General features: G+C 72.6%; 12 protein-coding genes. 7 read left to right on the top strand and 5 right to left on the bottom strand.

Going from position 1 to position 15,214, the window contains the following annotated elements; all coding sequences use genetic code 11:
* Positions 1-10: 10 nt before the first annotated feature.
* The gene (locus tag ACWD1U_RS02150) at positions 11-2,485 is read right to left on the bottom strand and encodes a sensor histidine kinase (RefSeq protein WP_451103747.1); all 2,475 of its coding nucleotides are present in this window, start codon (positions 2,483-2,485) and stop codon (positions 11-13) included.
* A gap of 194 nt (positions 2,486-2,679) precedes the next feature.
* Positions 2,680-3,693, bottom strand: a complete 1,014-nt coding sequence (locus ACWD1U_RS02145) for a substrate-binding domain-containing protein (RefSeq protein ID WP_451103746.1) — start codon at positions 3,691-3,693, stop codon at positions 2,680-2,682.
* 521 nt (positions 3,694-4,214) lie between these two features.
* Here ACWD1U_RS02145 and ACWD1U_RS02140 point away from each other — a divergent pair.
* The 3 genes from ACWD1U_RS02140 to tatA all read left to right on the top strand — a co-directional run bounded on the left by ACWD1U_RS02140 (position 4,215) and on the right by tatA (position 7,475).
* On the top strand, positions 4,215-4,559 hold the full coding sequence (locus tag ACWD1U_RS02140) for an ArsR/SmtB family transcription factor (RefSeq protein WP_451103745.1): 345 nt from the start codon (positions 4,215-4,217) through the stop codon (positions 4,557-4,559).
* Entirely contained in the window at positions 4,549-7,041 is a 2,493-nt protein-coding gene (gene mgtA, locus ACWD1U_RS02135) for a magnesium-translocating P-type ATPase (protein WP_451103744.1), read from the top strand. Before ACWD1U_RS02140 ends, mgtA begins: the two co-directional genes overlap by 11 nt.
* Positions 7,042-7,262: 221 nt before the next feature.
* Positions 7,263-7,475, top strand: coding sequence for a Sec-independent protein translocase subunit TatA (tatA, locus tag ACWD1U_RS02130; protein WP_451103743.1), 213 nt, complete (start codon positions 7,263-7,265; stop codon positions 7,473-7,475).
* Here tatA and ACWD1U_RS02125 read toward each other — a convergent pair.
* Both ACWD1U_RS02125 and ACWD1U_RS02120 read right to left on the bottom strand, forming a co-directional pair.
* Positions 7,472-7,909 carry a DUF6114 domain-containing protein gene (locus tag ACWD1U_RS02125; RefSeq protein ID WP_451103742.1) on the bottom strand — a complete coding sequence of 146 codons (438 nt, stop codon included), beginning with the start codon at positions 7,907-7,909 and terminating at the stop codon, positions 7,472-7,474. The genes tatA and ACWD1U_RS02125 overlap by 4 nt on opposite strands.
* Positions 7,909-8,580 (bottom strand): DUF6230 family protein, encoded by a 672-nt coding sequence (locus tag ACWD1U_RS02120; RefSeq protein ID WP_451103741.1) that lies wholly within the window; start codon positions 8,578-8,580, stop codon positions 7,909-7,911. The genes ACWD1U_RS02125 and ACWD1U_RS02120 overlap by 1 nt, the downstream gene beginning before the upstream one ends.
* A 645-nt stretch (positions 8,581-9,225) precedes the next feature.
* Between ACWD1U_RS02120 and ACWD1U_RS02115 the strand changes: the two genes are divergently transcribed.
* Positions 9,226-9,867, top strand: a complete 642-nt coding sequence (locus ACWD1U_RS02115) for a Tat pathway signal sequence domain protein (protein WP_451103740.1) — start codon at positions 9,226-9,228, stop codon at positions 9,865-9,867.
* An 18-nt stretch (positions 9,868-9,885) separates the two neighbouring features.
* Here the strand turns inward: ACWD1U_RS02115 and ACWD1U_RS02110 are convergent, their stop codons facing one another.
* A complete protein-coding gene (locus ACWD1U_RS02110) occupies positions 9,886-10,791 on the bottom strand; it encodes a lytic polysaccharide monooxygenase (RefSeq protein WP_451103739.1) in 906 nt (301 codons plus the stop codon).
* Positions 10,792-11,149: 358 nt separating this feature from the next.
* Here ACWD1U_RS02110 and ACWD1U_RS02105 point away from each other — a divergent pair, with 358 nt between their 5' ends.
* The 3 genes from ACWD1U_RS02105 (at position 11,150) to ACWD1U_RS02095 (ending at position 15,164) form a co-directional block, all read left to right on the top strand.
* Positions 11,150-12,949: a S8 family peptidase gene (locus ACWD1U_RS02105; RefSeq protein ID WP_451103738.1), complete on the top strand. Its 1,800-nt coding sequence runs from the start codon at positions 11,150-11,152 to the stop codon at positions 12,947-12,949.
* 287 nt (positions 12,950-13,236) lie between these two features.
* Positions 13,237-13,884 carry a ScbR family autoregulator-binding transcription factor gene (locus ACWD1U_RS02100; RefSeq protein WP_451103737.1) on the top strand — a complete coding sequence of 216 codons (648 nt, stop codon included), beginning with the start codon at positions 13,237-13,239 and terminating at the stop codon, positions 13,882-13,884.
* A gap of 44 nt (positions 13,885-13,928) precedes the next feature.
* On the top strand, positions 13,929-15,164 hold the full coding sequence (locus ACWD1U_RS02095) for a damage-control phosphatase ARMT1 family protein (RefSeq protein WP_451103736.1): 1,236 nt from the start codon (positions 13,929-13,931) through the stop codon (positions 15,162-15,164).
* Positions 15,165-15,214 lie beyond the last annotated feature (50 nt).

Below are 15,214 nucleotides of genomic sequence, written 5' to 3'. Positions count from 1 at the left end.
GTGTCCTTCGTCAGCGGTCGGCGGGCGGAGTCGAGGGGACGGGGCCGGCGGCGGCCTGCCGGGCTGACGCGGCGGCGTCTCCGTCGTAGGGCGGCTCGGCGTCGTCGTCACGGGCCCGGAGCGTGCCGCGCTGGAAGCCGGCCAGGGACGAGGCGGCGGCTTCCGCGGTGAAGTCGCCGAGGGAGCCGTCGTCCGCGGCGGGTGGGGCCTCCTCGCGCAGCTCCTCCACCAGGCTGGTCTGCGGCACCCGGCGGGGGAGCGGGGCGAGACCGTCCTTGCGGGGGATGACGGTGCGGGCGGCCAGGGGCGCGACGGCGGTGGCGGTGCGGGCCGTCACGAGGGGCCGGGGTTCGCGAGCGGACCCGGCGGTGTGTTCGGCTGCCCCGGCGCCCTGGGACGGCTTCGCCTGCCCGGCGTCCGTCGCACCCGGTCCGTCCACCGGAACCCGCCCGTCCTTCGGGGCATCGCCCGCGTCTTCCTGGCCGGCCGGGGCCGCCGGGCCGTTCGCGCCGGACTCGCCCCCGGCGTCCCGCGCCTGCGGTGCCCCGCTGCCCGGCATCTCCCGCACCACGATCTCGTGCGGCACCAGCACGATGGCCGTGGTCCCGCCGTACGGCGACGAGCGCAGCGTGACGGTGATGCCGTGCCGGTGGGCCAGCTGGGCGATCACGAACATGCCCAGACGCAGGTCGTCGGCGAGTGCCACCACGTCGAACTGCGGGGGCACCGCCAGCTGTTCGTTGAAGGACGCGTAGTCCTCCTCCGACATGCCCAGACCGCGGTCCTCGATCTCGACGGCCAGGCCCTTGGCCACCATCTGGGCCCGCACCGTGACGGGGCTCGGCGCGGGGGAGTAGGTGGCCGCGTTGTCGATGAGCTCGGCCAGCAGATGGATGACGTCGGCCACTGCGGGCGGGGCGACGTACAGCTCCTCCTCGGTGAGCACCTCCACCCGCTGGTACTCGGCGACCTCCCCGACCGCGCTGCGCAGAATGTCGATCAGTGCCACCGGCTCGCTCCAGCTGCGGCCCGGCCGTTCACCGCTGACGATGACGAGGTTCTCCTCGTAGCGGCGCAACTGGCTTGCCGTGGAGTCCAGTTCGTACAGGCCCTTGAGGATGTCGGGGTCGGTGTGCCGGCGTTCCAGCGTGTCGAGCTTGCTCAACTGGAGGTTGACCAGGTTCTGGCTCTGCCGGGCTATGCCGAGAATGACCTTCTGGAAGCCGCGCCGGGTGTCGGCGAGTTCGACGGCGGTGTGCACGGCCGTGCGCTGGGCGGCGTTGAACGCCCGGGCCACCTGACCGAGTTCGTCGTGGCCGTAGTCCAGCGGGGTGGCCGCCGACTCCGGGTCGACCGTCTCGCCCCGCTCCAGCCGCGCCACCACGTCCGGCAGCCGCTCCTGCGCAAGGCTGACGGCGGCCCGGCGCAGCCCGCGCAGTCGCCGGGACAGCGAGCGGGTGATCCGCCAGGACATGCCGACGCACAGCAGCAGCGCGAGCAGCCCGCCGGCACTCAGCAGCGCCGCCTTGAGCAGCAGGGCGTCCGCCTTGTCGGCGCTGCGCTCCAGCAGTTCCGTCGTCTGCTGCCGGATGAGGCCCGCGTACTGATCGGACAGCCTGTCCATGGCGGCGTTCCACCGCTTCTGCGCGTCCGGGAGGGCGATCCGGTCGGACGCGGCGCCGGAGTTGCGGGCCGCTATCACCCGGTCCTCGATCGACTGCAGCGTCTGCCACTCCGGGCCCGCCAGGATCCGCTCGGTCTGCGCCTTGGCGTCACCGGTCAGCTGGGGCACGATCTGGTCCTGCACCAGCCAGCGCCGCGTGTTCACCAGCTCCGTGAACTGCGTCCACGCCGTGTCGTCCAGATGCCCGGACGGCCAGGCCAGCGTCAGCTGCGCGTCCTCCTGGGAGACCAGCTCCGCCGCGTGCTCCAGCCCGACCAGCGGCCCGGCCTGCGAGGTGAGGTCGCCGTCGTCGACCTGCGACAGCTCCTGGAAGGCGTGTATCTGGTCGTCGATGATCGAGGAGTACTGGTCCAGCGCCTGCTGCGCGCTGATGTCCTTGGGGTCGTCCACCTGGTCCCGGTAGTACTCGAGGCTGCCCACCGAGCCCAGCACCGAGTACAGCCGGTCGGAGACGCGGGCAGGCGCCTTCTCGATCGCGTCCGCCTGCCCGACCAGCTTGGCGACCGCCTTGTCGGTCTCCTCGCGCTGCGCGTCGAGGGCGGCCCGGGAGCCCTTCGGCGAGGCCAGCCAGGCGGCCGACAAGCTGCGCTCCCGCTGCAGGGCGAGCGTCGCGTCGGTGCCCATGGCGCCGGTCGACCGGCTCAGCTCCGTCTGGTCGCGCAGCCTGAGCCCCTCCGAGAACATCTGAATCGTCGTCACGCCCCACATGGCGGCGAGGGTGACGCTCGGCACGAGGGCCAGGAGGACCAGGGAGATGCGTATGGAGCCGAGACGGCGCCGGGGACCTGTCCGTCGAGACATCGTCGTCCTAGGGCGATCAGCGGGGGGCGAGGAACGGGGAGGCGGAACGGTCGGGGAAGAGGGCGGGGGACGGACGCGGTGGTGCGGGTGTGCCGGGAGCGGCACATGGGATGCGCAGGATGTTATCCGTACAAGACGGCGTAAGGGCACGGCCTGACCGAATCTTTGGCGACACCGTCACAGGAAGGGTCCGGTCACCGGGTCCCGGCGGCGGCGAACCGTGCCACGGCGGACACGTTCGACCTGGTGACGAACACGGGGCCGGTGAGCACCGGAGCCGTCCCGCCGCCGCTGACGTTGCCGTTGGTGCGGTACAGCCACAGGGCGTCCACCGCGAGGTAGCCCTGCAGGTACGGCTGCTGGTCCACGGCGAACCGCACGGTTCCGTTCCGGACCGCCTTGACCAGGTCCTTGTCGAGGTCGAAGGTCGCGACCTCGGCCCTGCTGCCGGCCTGCCGCACGGCCTCGACCGCGCTGAGCCCGTACTGGGCGCCCAGGGTGACGACCTCGTCGATGCTCGAGTCCTGCCGCAGCCGGGACGCGATCGCGGCGGTCACGGCGTTCATGTCGGCGCCGTCCACGTAGAGGTTGTCGGTCTCGCCGTCGAACGCCTTCCGCACGCCGGCGCAACGGGCCTCCAGCGCGACGTTGCCCCGCTCGTGGACCACGCACAGGGCGTGTTCGGCCTTGAGGTCGTCCAGCTTGTCGCCGACGGCCCGGCCCGCGACGGACTCGTCCTGGCCGAAGTACGCCAGGAGTCCCGCCGGCCGCCAGGCGTCGATGCCGGAGTTGAGCCCGACCACCGGGATGCCGGCCGCCTTGGCCTGCGCGACCGGGCCCCGCATCGCCGCCGGCTTGGCCAGTGTCACGGCGATGCCGTCGACCTTGTCCCGGACGGCGTCCCGCACCAGGCCGGCCTGCGCGGCCGGGTCGGCGTCCCCGGCGTACGTCAGGTCGATGCCGTCCTTGGCCGCCGCCGCCTCGGCACCCCTGCGCACCAGGTCCCAGAAGGCGTCGCCTTTGCCGCCGTGCGTGACCAGGGCGACCCTCATCCCGGCACCGGACCCGCCCGTCGAGCCCCCGCTCCCCGACCCGTCGTCGGCCACGCCGAACGAGGAACAGCCGGACACCAGCAGACACAGGGCGGACGTCAGGGCCGCGATCCGGGTGAGTCTGGCGGAGGCGGACGGCGGGGGAGGAGTGTTCATGAGGGGCGGACCTCGCTGTGCGGCCGAGCAAGAGCAGGATGAGAGCGCAGGCGGGGCCGCAGGATGTGCACCGACCGGATCTCGCTGGCTCGGAGCCAACCGTGTGCGAGCACCGGTCGTCAAGTGAGCGGCCACATGCCGTGAGTTGACGCTGCCGCATCGTGATGATCTGTGCGACCGGTCGAACAGCCGGATTCCGGTTGTGGCTCGCGGAGCACCGTCCCGCACCTCCCGATGTCCTCGTCGCAGCCCCTCCCACCTCCGCTTTCCGTACCGTCCATGCGGTTCGGCCGCCCCCCGCGATCAGGCCGATCCCGCGTTCCGCCGGGGCTCGGCATCCGGGCCTCACGGGGCTCGACTCGGCTTCCGGCGGGCGTCCGCGGCCCGCCTAGACTGGTGCGGCTGAGGGGTCCTTGCGCCATGAGCGTCCGATCAGTTCGCGCGGTGCCGGACCACGCGACCCGGGCGGGCATGGTGCAAGGACCCTGAGAGGACGACTCGGACGACGGGAGGGCGGCGGGGTGGCGGCAGCCGGCAGTGGCTTCGAGGACCCGTCCGCCGATGTGCTCGCCCGGGCGGCCGCGACCTTCGGGCTGCTGGCCTCGCCCGCGCGGCTGCACATCGTCTGGGCGCTGGCCCAGGGCGAGAGCGACGTCACCGGGCTCGCCGAGCGCGTCGGCGGCGCGCTGCCCGCGGTCAGCCAGCACCTCACCAAGCTGAAGCTGGCCGGACTCGTCCGCTCCCGCCGCGAGGGCCGCCGGCAGGTGTACTACGTCGACGACCCGGACACCGTCGACGTCGTCCGGCTCATGGTGGGCCGGCTCACCGACCGCGCCGCACCGGCGCGTCGCCTCCGTGGCCTCTGAGACCGCCGAGGGCACCACCCTGGAGGTGCTGCGGCGGCTGGAGTCGGGCCCGCGCGGACTGACCGACCCGGAGGCCGCATCCCGGCTGGCCGTCTTCGGTGAGAACACCCTGCCGGAAGTCCGTACGCCCGCCTGGCCCCGCCGGTGCGCGCGCGCCCTGCGTGACCCGTTCACCGCCGTCCTGCTCTGCCTCGGCCTGGTGTCCGCCGCCGTCGCCTCCTGGGGCACCGCCCTGGTGATCCTCGCCCTCGTGGCGGTCAGCTGTGTGCTGCGCGCGAGCGGGGAGCACCGGGCCGACCGGTCGATGGCCGCCCTGCGCGATCTGGTCGCCGGCACCGCCACGGTGCTGCGCCGCGCCGACGCCCAGGAGTCGCCGCAGCCGCGCGAGGTGCCGGTCGCCGAGCTGGTCCCCGGTGACGTGCTGCGCCTCGGACCCGGAGACCTGGTCCCGGCCGACGTGCGCCTGCTCCGGGCGCGGGGGCTCACGGTGCAGCAGGGGGCTTTGACCGGGGAGTCGGCGCCGGTGGGGAAGACGGCGGCCGACCAAGGCGCGCCGGACGAGTCCCACCTCTGCTTCCAGGGCGGCACCGTCGCCTCGGGAAGTGCCACCGCCGTCGTGGTCGCGACCGGCGCCGGGACGCGGTTCGCCGCTGCCCACCGGACGCCCGAGGCGCGCCCGGAGGGCGGGGCCTTCGACCGGTCGGTGCACGGCATCTCCTGGGTGCTGATCCGGTTCATGTTGCTGACCCCGCCGCTGGTGCTGATGGCGAACGCGGCGTTGCGCGACCGCGGTCTGGAGACGCTGCCCTTCGCCGTCGCGGTCGCCGTCGGGCTGACCCCCGAGATGCTGCCGGTGATCGTCACCACCTGCCTGGCCCGGGGCGCCGCCCTCCTCGCCCGCACGCACGGAGTGATCGTCAAACGGCTGCCCGCTCTGCACGACCTGGGTGCCGTCGACGTGCTGTGCGTCGACAAGACCGGCACCCTCACCCAGGACCGCCCGGTCGTCGAGGGGTCCCTCGACCCGGCCGGACGCGACGATCCGGAGGTGCTGCGCTGGGCCGCGGTCGGCGCCTGGTGGACCCTCCAACTCGCCGATCTGCCCGCACCCGACGCCCTCGACGAGGCCCTGCTGGAGGCGTCCGGGCCGGTGGGCGAGGAGTACGACGGGGTGGACGCCGTACCGTTCGACCCCGAGCGGCGGATCGCCACGGTGGTGGTGCGGGGCGGCCTCGGGCGGCACACCGTCGTCGTCACGGGCGCCCCGGAAGCCGTCCTGGCGCGCTGTACGCAGGAGCACGGCGAGCACGACCGGCTGCTCGCCCTCGCCGCCCGGGAGGCAGAGGCCGGGCTGCGGGTGCTGGCCGTCGCCACGGCCGACCGCCCCGCCGACGCGCGTACGCCGGCCGAGCCCCGGGGTCTGGCCTTCCGCGGCCTGGTGACCTTCCGGGACGCCCTCGCCCCGACCGCCGCCGAGGCCCTGCGAGGCCTGGCCGAGCGCGGCGTCACCGTGAAGGTTCTCACCGGCGACCACCCGGCCACGGCCGCCCGGGCCTGCCGCGAACTCGGCCTGGAGCCGGGGCAGGTGACCACCGCCGGACAAGCGGAGGACGCCGGTGCGGCCACCGTCGTCGCCCGTTGCACACCGCAGGACAAGGCCCGCGTCGTCGCCGCCCTGCGCGCCGCAGGGCACACCGTCGGCTTCCTCGGCGACGGCGTCAACGACGTGGCCTCGCTGCGCGCCGCCGACGTCGGCATCGCGCCCCGCTCCGCCGTCGGCGTGGCCCGGGAGAGCGCCGACGTCGTGCTGGCCGGGAAGGACCTCACGACGATCGGCCACGCGATCACGGCCGGCCGCCACGCCAGCGGCAACATCGCCTCGTACCTGCGTGTCACGCTCTCCTCGAACCTGGGCAACGTCCTCGCCATGCTCGCCGCGGGCCTGCTCCTGCCCTTCCTGCCGATGCTCCCCGCCCAGGTCCTCGTGCAGAACCTGTGCTTCGACGCGGCCCAGCTGGCCTTCGCCCACGACCGTCCCGGCGCGGCGGCACTGCGCGGCCCGGCCGTGCTGAAGCCGCGCTCCTTCCTCCGGTTCGTCACCGGCTTCGGCCTCCTCAACGCGGTCGCCGACCTCGCGACCTTCGCCGGCCTCGCCCTCGCGCTGCACGGCCCCGACGCCCTGGACGACGAGGCCGTCTTCCACTCCGCCTGGTTCACCGAGAACCTGCTCACCCAGGCCGTGGTGATGCTGCTCCTGCGCACCGGCAGCCGCGGAGCGGGGAGCCGCGTGCCGGGCCCGGTCGGCCTGGCGGCGGCCGGCCTCGCCGCCGTCGGGCTGCTGCTGCCGCCCAGCCCTCTCGGCGGGGCCCTCGGCATGACGGCCCTGCCCGCCGCCTACTTCGTGCTGCCGGCCGTGGTCCTCGGCCTCTACTCCCTGGCCCTGGCGGCGGCCCGGGCCCGGCACCGGCGGCATCAGCCGTAGGTGAGCTCCCAGCAGGGGTGGCCGTCCGCGGACCGGGCCCCGTCGGCGACCTCGGACGGCACGGGGTTCGGCCCGGCTGCCCCGGATCGCGCTCGCGCTGCGGTGCCGCGGCGGCTCCGTCCCCCGATCGCCGGTGACCGGAATCGGCTCCTGCTCGCCTCTCGCCCGAGGGGTTGTACAGTTGCGCAATGTAGCAACTGTCGAGAGAGGGAGGGCGGGACGTGCTGCGCAACGGACTGGAGCCCTGGCACCTGCTGATCGTGGCGATCGCCGTGATCGTCCTGTTCGGCTCGAAGAAACTGCCGGACACGGCGCGTGCACTGGGCCGCTCGATGCGGATCCTCAAGAGCGAGGCCAGGGCGCTGAAGGAGGAGGGTTCGGCCCCGGCTCCCGGGGAACGGGCCCGGACCGCCGCGCCCGCCGACGCCGACTAGGGCTGCCGCACCGGCGCCGGGAGCGCCGCCTTCGCCGCCTTCCGGCGCTGCCGGCGGCTGACGCGGGCCTCCTGGTCCGGAAGCCAGCCGAAGGTGAGGCAGCTGCCCACCACACCCAGGAGGAGACCGACGAAGAACCCGCCCAGGTTGGACGTCAGCCAGCTGCCCAGGGAGACCAGTACTCCGATGACCGAGTAGAACAGGCGCTGGGCGGGGTTGCAGAGGATCAGCACGCCGCACAGCAGCATCACGACCGGGAGCAGGTAGCCGGCCAGGCCCTGCATGCCGACGTGCAGGATGACGTCCAGCGACGCTTTCAGGGTGAGCAGGATCTCCGCCCCGCCCAGGGTGAGCAGCAGCCCGCCCCAGAACGGGCGGTCGGCCCGCCACCGCCGGAAGGCGGGCCGGAACGTCTCGCGCGGGCCGCCGGGCATCAGCAACCCGATCCGCTGAAGCCCAGCTTCAGCCCGGGCAGCTTGAACACCCCTGCCGTCGTGGCGTAGTTGGTCTGCCGCAGGTTGGCGATGTGCACGGTGTCGGACTGCTGGCTGAAGACGCCCTTCGGCCCGCGGCCCCGCGGCCCGGCCTTGTCCAGCGTGCTGGCGTCGTTGCCGATCTCGATGTTGTTGAACGCGGCGTCACCCGACAGCTCGGTCGAGTCGGTCGTCAGATCACTGGCGGAGACCTTCTGTGCGCCGCCACCCGCCCTGATGACCAGGTTGGTGCCGCCCAGGTCGACGCTCTGGCACAGCTTGGTGAGCGTCGCGTTCTTGATCACGGACGTGACGACCAGTACCTGACCGCCGGTGTCACCCGCGTTCGGGCTGCCCTCGGCCATCTCGTCCAGGCCGCCGAACTGCGCGAAGCCGGTGCCGTTCAGCTCGGTCGCGGTGACCGTGAACGGCATGCCGGAGATGGCGAACTGCACACCCAGCGCCCCCTGGGCGGTGAGGATCGCCAGGCCCGCGGCGACCGCGGTGGCGGGCACCGCCATCACCGCGGCCCGACGCGCCCGGACCCGCCCGCGGCGCGCGGGAGCGTCGCTGACGTCCGGGGTGGCGGCGCCCTCCGGTCTGTCGGGGGTGTGCTCGGTGGAGGAGGTCATGTCTGCTCCAGGTGCATGTCGGTGCGGATCGGACGTCGGTGGCACGTTGCCCTGGCGCGGACACCGACCGCGTACGCACGTCTCCTCGCAACTCCCGGGGGTTGCAAGGGCTTTCTCGTCACGCCGCAGTAGCCGACTCGGAAGTTACCGGGGGTTACATGAAGGGTCAAGGGAGTTGTGAACAAAGAGTGGCGGTTGTGTCCTCAGGGTGAGTCGCCGATGTCCCGAAACGCTCAGCGAACGCACAACTCTCCTACGAGACCTTGACGTTGACTCGGAACCAGGTCTACAACTTCCCTCGTCCCACCGGATCCGTGGCGCCGGATCCGCCGCGCGGCACCGTCCGCGCCTCCCGGACCCCGCCCGTCCCGTACGGGCATCTCGTCACCCGGTGCGTCCGCACGGGCTGTCCATCGTCCGGGTTCCGCTCTTCACGGCACGGCGGCTTCCCCTGAGCCGTGCCGCCAGCCACCCCCCGCCCGGCCCGGCCGGAGGACGGTTCCCGTGCGTCCCCTCCGACCGGTCACCGGTCACCGGTCTGCAGTTGCCGGTCCGTCACGTACGGAGAAGGCGTGACGGGCCGGCGGCGGCGGACGCCCGGAGCTCCGACTCCCCTCACCCCGCCAGTGAAAGAGGTACCTCCCCATGCGCACTCGCACCCTCCTCACCCTCACCGCCGCCGTCGCCGCCCTGGGCCTCGCCGCCCCCGCCTCCGCGGCCGACACCCCGGTCCTGACCACCACCGACGGCACGGCCGTAGCGGTCGGCGACGTCCTCGACGCGTCCCTGGCCCAGGGCACCGCCGCGACCTTCCGCTCCAGCGCGACCGGCACCAGCGGCATCTCCTGCACCTCGTCGGCGTTCGCCGCCACCGTCACCGACAACCCGGCCGCGCCCGGCACCGCCACCGAGTCCCTGACCTCGCACAGCTTCGACACCAGCGGCTGCAGCGCCAACGTCGTCGGTGTGCTCGGCGTCAGCGGCATCACCGTCGACAACCTGCCGTACACCACGAGCGTGTCCTCCGACGGCACCGTCTCCGTGACCCCGGCGGCGGGCTCCACCATCCAGTCCACGGTCAAGCTGCGCACCTTGCTCGGCACGATCACGTGCGTCTACCAGGCCCCCAGCCTGACCGGCACGGCGAGCAACGCCGACAACAGCATCTCCTTCACCAACCAGCAGTTCACCAAGACGTCCGGCTCGTCGCTGTGCTTCGCCAACGCCTTCTTCACCGCGAAGTACGCCCCGGTGACCACGGGCGGTGTCGCGGTCAACGTCAACTAGCCCTCACGAAAGGTCCAGTCAGCGCCGCCGCAGACGTGCGGCCAGGGCGGCGCCGCCGGTGAGTACCAGCACCGCTGCGGCGCCGCCCGCAAGGGTGCGCGCGGACGGGCCGGAGGCGGGGGCGGGCGTGGAGGCCGGCGGCGAAGGCCGGACGGCCGTGTCCTGCACCTCTTCCTCTTTCACCTCTGCCTCCCGCACCTCCTCCTCCTTCACCTCTGCCTCCCGCACCTCCTCCTCCTTCACCTCTGCCTCTCGCACCTCCTTCTCCGGCTTCTCCTCCACCTGCTCCGGGAACACCACGTCCGAGCACGAGTAATAGGTGTCCGGCGTACCGCTGTTCCGCCACACCGTGTACAGGACGTGCCGCCCGGCCCGGTCGGACGGCAAGGTCGCCTCGAAGCGGTACGCGCCGTCCGTCAGCTCCGGGTCCGTCACCTCCGCGAACGGCTTCCCGGGCAGGTCGGACCAGGACAGCGGGCCTGCCGGGTCGTAGCCGGGCTTCGTCAGGTACATACGGAACGTGCCGGTGTGCGGGATCGTCGAGACGTACCGCATGGCCAGTGTCTCGCCAGGCGTCACCCGGGTCGACGGCCAGTCGGCGCGGGCGAGATCGAGCCCCCGGTAGGCGGCCAGACCCCCGCTGCACAGCTTCCCGTCAGGGACGACCTCTCGGTCCCGGCCGTTCACGTTCGCCACCCGCAGGTTGTCCCACGCCGTGAAGGGCGCGCCGTTCGCGGCGACGGCCGCACGGCACGCCACCGAGCCGGCACGCTCTCCGCCTTCGGGGGAGCAGGCCACCACCCGGCTCACCGGATCGGTGGGCGCACCGTGCGCCCGCGCCGGCCCCACCGCCCACAGCGGCAGCAGCAGCGGGGCCACCAGGGCGGCAGCGAGCGCGGTGCGGTGGGCGGTCGTACGGGGCATGCGTCTGTGTCTCCTCGGCGGGCGGGAGGGTCGGTCATGCAGTACGGGAAACCGGCCTCGTGCGTTCACCTCGCCACGAGCCGTTTGAAAAGGGGCCATTCACGCTCGACCCGCCCGCCATAGAGGGTCGGTGCCCGGCTGGATCGAGGGTTTCCCCCGTATCCCGATGACCTTCCCTTTGCCTATCGTTCGAGCACAGCTGACCCGCAGGTAACCCCGAACGGTCCGCTCCCCACTCGCGCCTGGCCGGCCATCGCGTCGCTCTTCGCTTTTCGAACCACCCCCCTCCGCTTCGACGACGAAGCGACTCCACCGCCGCTCCGTTCAGCCCGGAGTCCGGCCACGAAAGGCAACGACCGTGCGTACCTCCCCAGAGCTCAGACGGAAGCTGATATCCGTCGCCGCCGTCTCCGTCGCCCTGCTGACCGCAGCCCCCGCCTCGGTCGCCGTCGCCCAGGAGTCCGCCCCCCGCCCGGCCGCCGTTCCGGCCGCCCAGACCGAGGCCGCCCCGGGCACCCCGGCCGAGCGCCTCATCGTCGGCTACAAGTCCGGCGCCAGCGAAGCCGAGTCCAACAAGGCTGCCGCCGCCGACGCCGCGGCCAAGGCCGAGAAGACCGGCGAGGACGTCGACTTCCAGCGCCGTCTGGGCACCGGTGCCGCCCTCGTCGAGCTGGGCACCGCCCCCTCCAAGGCGTCCGTCGCCGACGTCGTCGCCGCGTACCGGGCCGACCCGCAGGTCGCCTACGTCGTGCCGGACCGCCTGAACAAGCCGACGGCCGTCACCCCGAACGACACCGACTACAGCAAGCAGTGGGACCTGTTCGAGTCCACCGCGGGCATGAACGTCCCGGCCGCCTGGGACACCACCACCGGCAGCGGCGTCACCGTCGCCGTCATCGACACCGGCTACGTCGCCCACTCGGACCTGGCCGCGAACATCGTCGGCGGCTACGACTTCATCTCCGACACCGCGGTCTCCGTCGACGGCAACGGCCGCGACAGCAACCCGGCCGACCCGGGCGACTGGTACAACGCCAACGAGTGCGGTGCGGGCATTCCGGCCTCCGACTCCTCCTGGCACGGCACCCACGTGGCCGGCACCATCGCCGCCGCCACCAACAACGGCAAGGGTGTCGCCGGTGTCGCCTACGGCGCGAAGATCTCCCCGGTCCGCGTCCTCGGCAAGTGCGGCGGCTACGACTCGGACATCATCGACGCCATCACCTGGGCCTCCGGCGGCTCGGTCTCCGGCGTTCCCGCCAACACCAACGTCGCCAAGGTCATCAACATGAGCCTCGGCGGGGGCGGCGCCTGCTCCACCGCCACCCAGAGCGCCATCAACGGCGCCGTGAACCGCGGCACCGCGGTCGTCGTCGCGGCCGGCAACGAGAACCAGAACGCCTCCAACGCTTCCCCGGCGAACTGCAACAACGTCATCACCGTCGCCGCGACCAACCGCGCGGGCAGCCGTGCCTCGTACTCCAACTACGGCACGGTCGTCGACATCTCCGCTCCCGGCGGCGAGACCCGGACCTCCACCGCCAACGGCATCCTGTCCACGCTGAACTCCGGCACGAAGACGCCGTCGAGCGAGAACTACGACTACTACCAGGGCACCAGCATGGCCGCCCCGCACGTCGCGGGCCTCGCCGCCCTGATGAAGTCGGCCAGCTCCGCCCTCACCCCGGCCCAGATCGAGTCGGCCATCAAGGCCAACGCCCGTCCCCTGCCCGGCACCTGCTCCGGCGGCTGCGGCGCGGGCCTCGCGGACGCCGCCAAGACGGTCCAGGCCGTCAAGGGCGGTACGTCCACCGGCACGACCTTCTCCAGCACCACCGCCGTCGCCATCCCGGACAACGGTGCGGCGATCGAGTCGCCGATCAGTGTCACCGGCCTCAGCGGCAACGCCCCCTCGGCCCTCCAGGTCGGCGTCGACATCACCCACACCTACCGCGGCGACCTCGTCATCGACCTGGTCGCGCCGGACGGTTCGACGTACCGCCTGAAGTCCGCCGCGTCGGACTCCGCCGACAACGTGAACACCACCTACACGGTGAACGCGTCCGGCGAGAGCGCCAACGGCACCTGGAAGCTGCGCGTCCAGGACACCGCGACGCAGGACACGGGCAGGCTCAACGGCTGGAAGCTGACCTTCTGATCCATGTGATCCTCCTTCGGGAACTCTGAACGAGGCAGGCCGCGAGCGGGCGGGCCGGCCGGTGCGGATGGGCACCGGCCGGCCCGTCTTCACGTCTGGCCCGGAACCCCCACGGTTAGATACCGAACGTGCTGTTTCCTTTCATGGATTGTGATTGTTTTGCCGGATGTGCACCCGCACTCCGGCACACTGGTGTGATGAGTGCCGTCTCAGGGTGAGTTATCGTCTACGGGGGGTAAAAACAAACGGCATGGCCCGTTCATTTCCGTCTCGGGAGAGTTCAGTCGATGGCGAGGCAGTTGCGAGCCGAGCAGACCCGCTCGACGATCATCACGGCCGCCGCTGACCTGTTCGACCGTCGCGGCTACGAATCGACCAGTCTCAGCGACATCGTGGAGCACGCCCAAGTCACCAAGGGCGCGCTGTACTTCCACTTCGCGGCGAAGGAGGATCTCGCCCACGCGATCCTCGAACTCCAGTCACACACCGCCCGTCGGCTGGCGACGGAGACCGACAACCGCGGACACACCTCCCTCGAGGCGCTGATGCGCCTCACCTTCGGCATCACCCGCATGTCCGTCGAGGACCCGGTGCTGCGGGCCGGCCTCCGGCTCGCCACCGGCGGGATCCGGCCCCGGCCGCCGCTGAGTCACCCGTTCACGGAGTGGCTGGACATCGTCACGGCCCGGCTCGTCGGCGCGGTCAGGGAGTCCGACGTCCATCCCGACATCGATATCGACGTCGTCGCCCACTCGCTGGTCTGCTTCTTCGTCGGCACCCGGGTCGTGGGCCGCTCCCGTGAGCCCGTCGCACGCCAGCCCCGCCGGACGGCCGAGATGTGGAACATACTCATCCGCGGCCTGGTCCCGGTGACCCGCCGCGCCCGGTATCTGAGCCTGGCGGCGCGGCTGGAGCGGGAGATCGCGCCGGTCTGACGCGGTGGGCCGGGACGAGACGCCCGCGCGTTACGGTGAGGCCCATGCCCGACACCCCCTCCGCACCCGTGCTCCTCGGCGACCAGCCGGGCTCGTTCCCCCACAGCGTGCTGGCCGAGCGGCATCCCGCGATCATCCGGCAGGTCCGTGAGGCCTTCCCGTACGAACCAGGGCAGCACCGCGCGCTGGACGACCTGCTGGCGAACTGCACCACGGGCGAGATCGAACCCCTCCCGGCCGACGCGCACGACCGGGCCCACTGGGAGAACTGGGGGCTGCGCGCGTACGCCGGCCGATCCTGGTTCGACGTGCCGTGGCTGTGGTCCGAGAGCTGGTTCTACCGCCGGCTGCTGCAGGCCGTCGGCTACTTCGGCCCCGGCCCCTGGCAGGGCATCGACCCCTTCCGCCCCTTCAAGCTGGCCGAACTCGACTCCGTCGAGACCGACCAGGAACTGGCCGCGCTCGGCGACCTCGCCGATCGGCCCGCTGACGAACAGGCCCGGGCCCTGCTGCACGGCTCCCTGTGGGGCAACCGCGCCGACCTCGGTTTCCGCCTCTCCGCGGAAGGCGCTCGGGACGCGGACGCCGCGCCCGGTCTGGTGGCCGACGACAGCGCGCGGTTCTGGTCGCTGCTCGACACCGCCGACTCGGGCGGCGGCCCCGGCACGCTCTGCCTGGTCGCCGACAACGCTGGCCGCGAACTCGTCCCCGACCTGCTCCTCATCGCCCACCTCCTGGGCAGCGGCCGCATCGGCCGGGCGATCCTGCACGTCAAGCCGTACCCCTACTACGTCTCCGACGCCACCACCGCCGATGTCGTCGACGCCCTGCGCCGCCTGACCGGCGCCGGCCAAGCGGCCGCCCGGTACGGGCGGCAACTGTGGTCCGCCCTCGCCGACGGGCGCCTCGTCCTGCGCGCCCACCCCTTCTCCTGCGCCCCGTTGCCGTACGAGGAGATGCCCGGCGACCTGCGCGCCGAGTTCGCCTCGGCCACGCTGACGGTGTTCAAAGGCGACCTCAACTACCGCCGCCTGGTGGGCGACCGGCTCTGGGCGCCGACCACGCCGTTCACCGACGTCACCGCGTATTTCCCCGGCCCGGTCGCGGCGCTGCGCACCCTGAAGTCCGATGTGATCACCGGTCTCGACGCGGGCACCGAGGCCGAGTTGGCCGCGGCGGAGGGCCGGCGCTGGCGCACCAGCGGCACGCACGCCCTGATCCAGGTACGCGACGCCCGGCCGGAACTCCCGCATTCGCCTTCGATTCACCTGATGGTGTGATCATGTCCGGCCCCGCGGATGCCGCCCCGGGGCACCGGGTAGGGCCCGGC

This window comes from Streptomyces sp. NPDC002788 (assembly GCF_053592115.1).
Note: the sequence above shows the minus strand (reverse complement) of the source record. Positions and strands in the feature narration are given on the sequence as shown.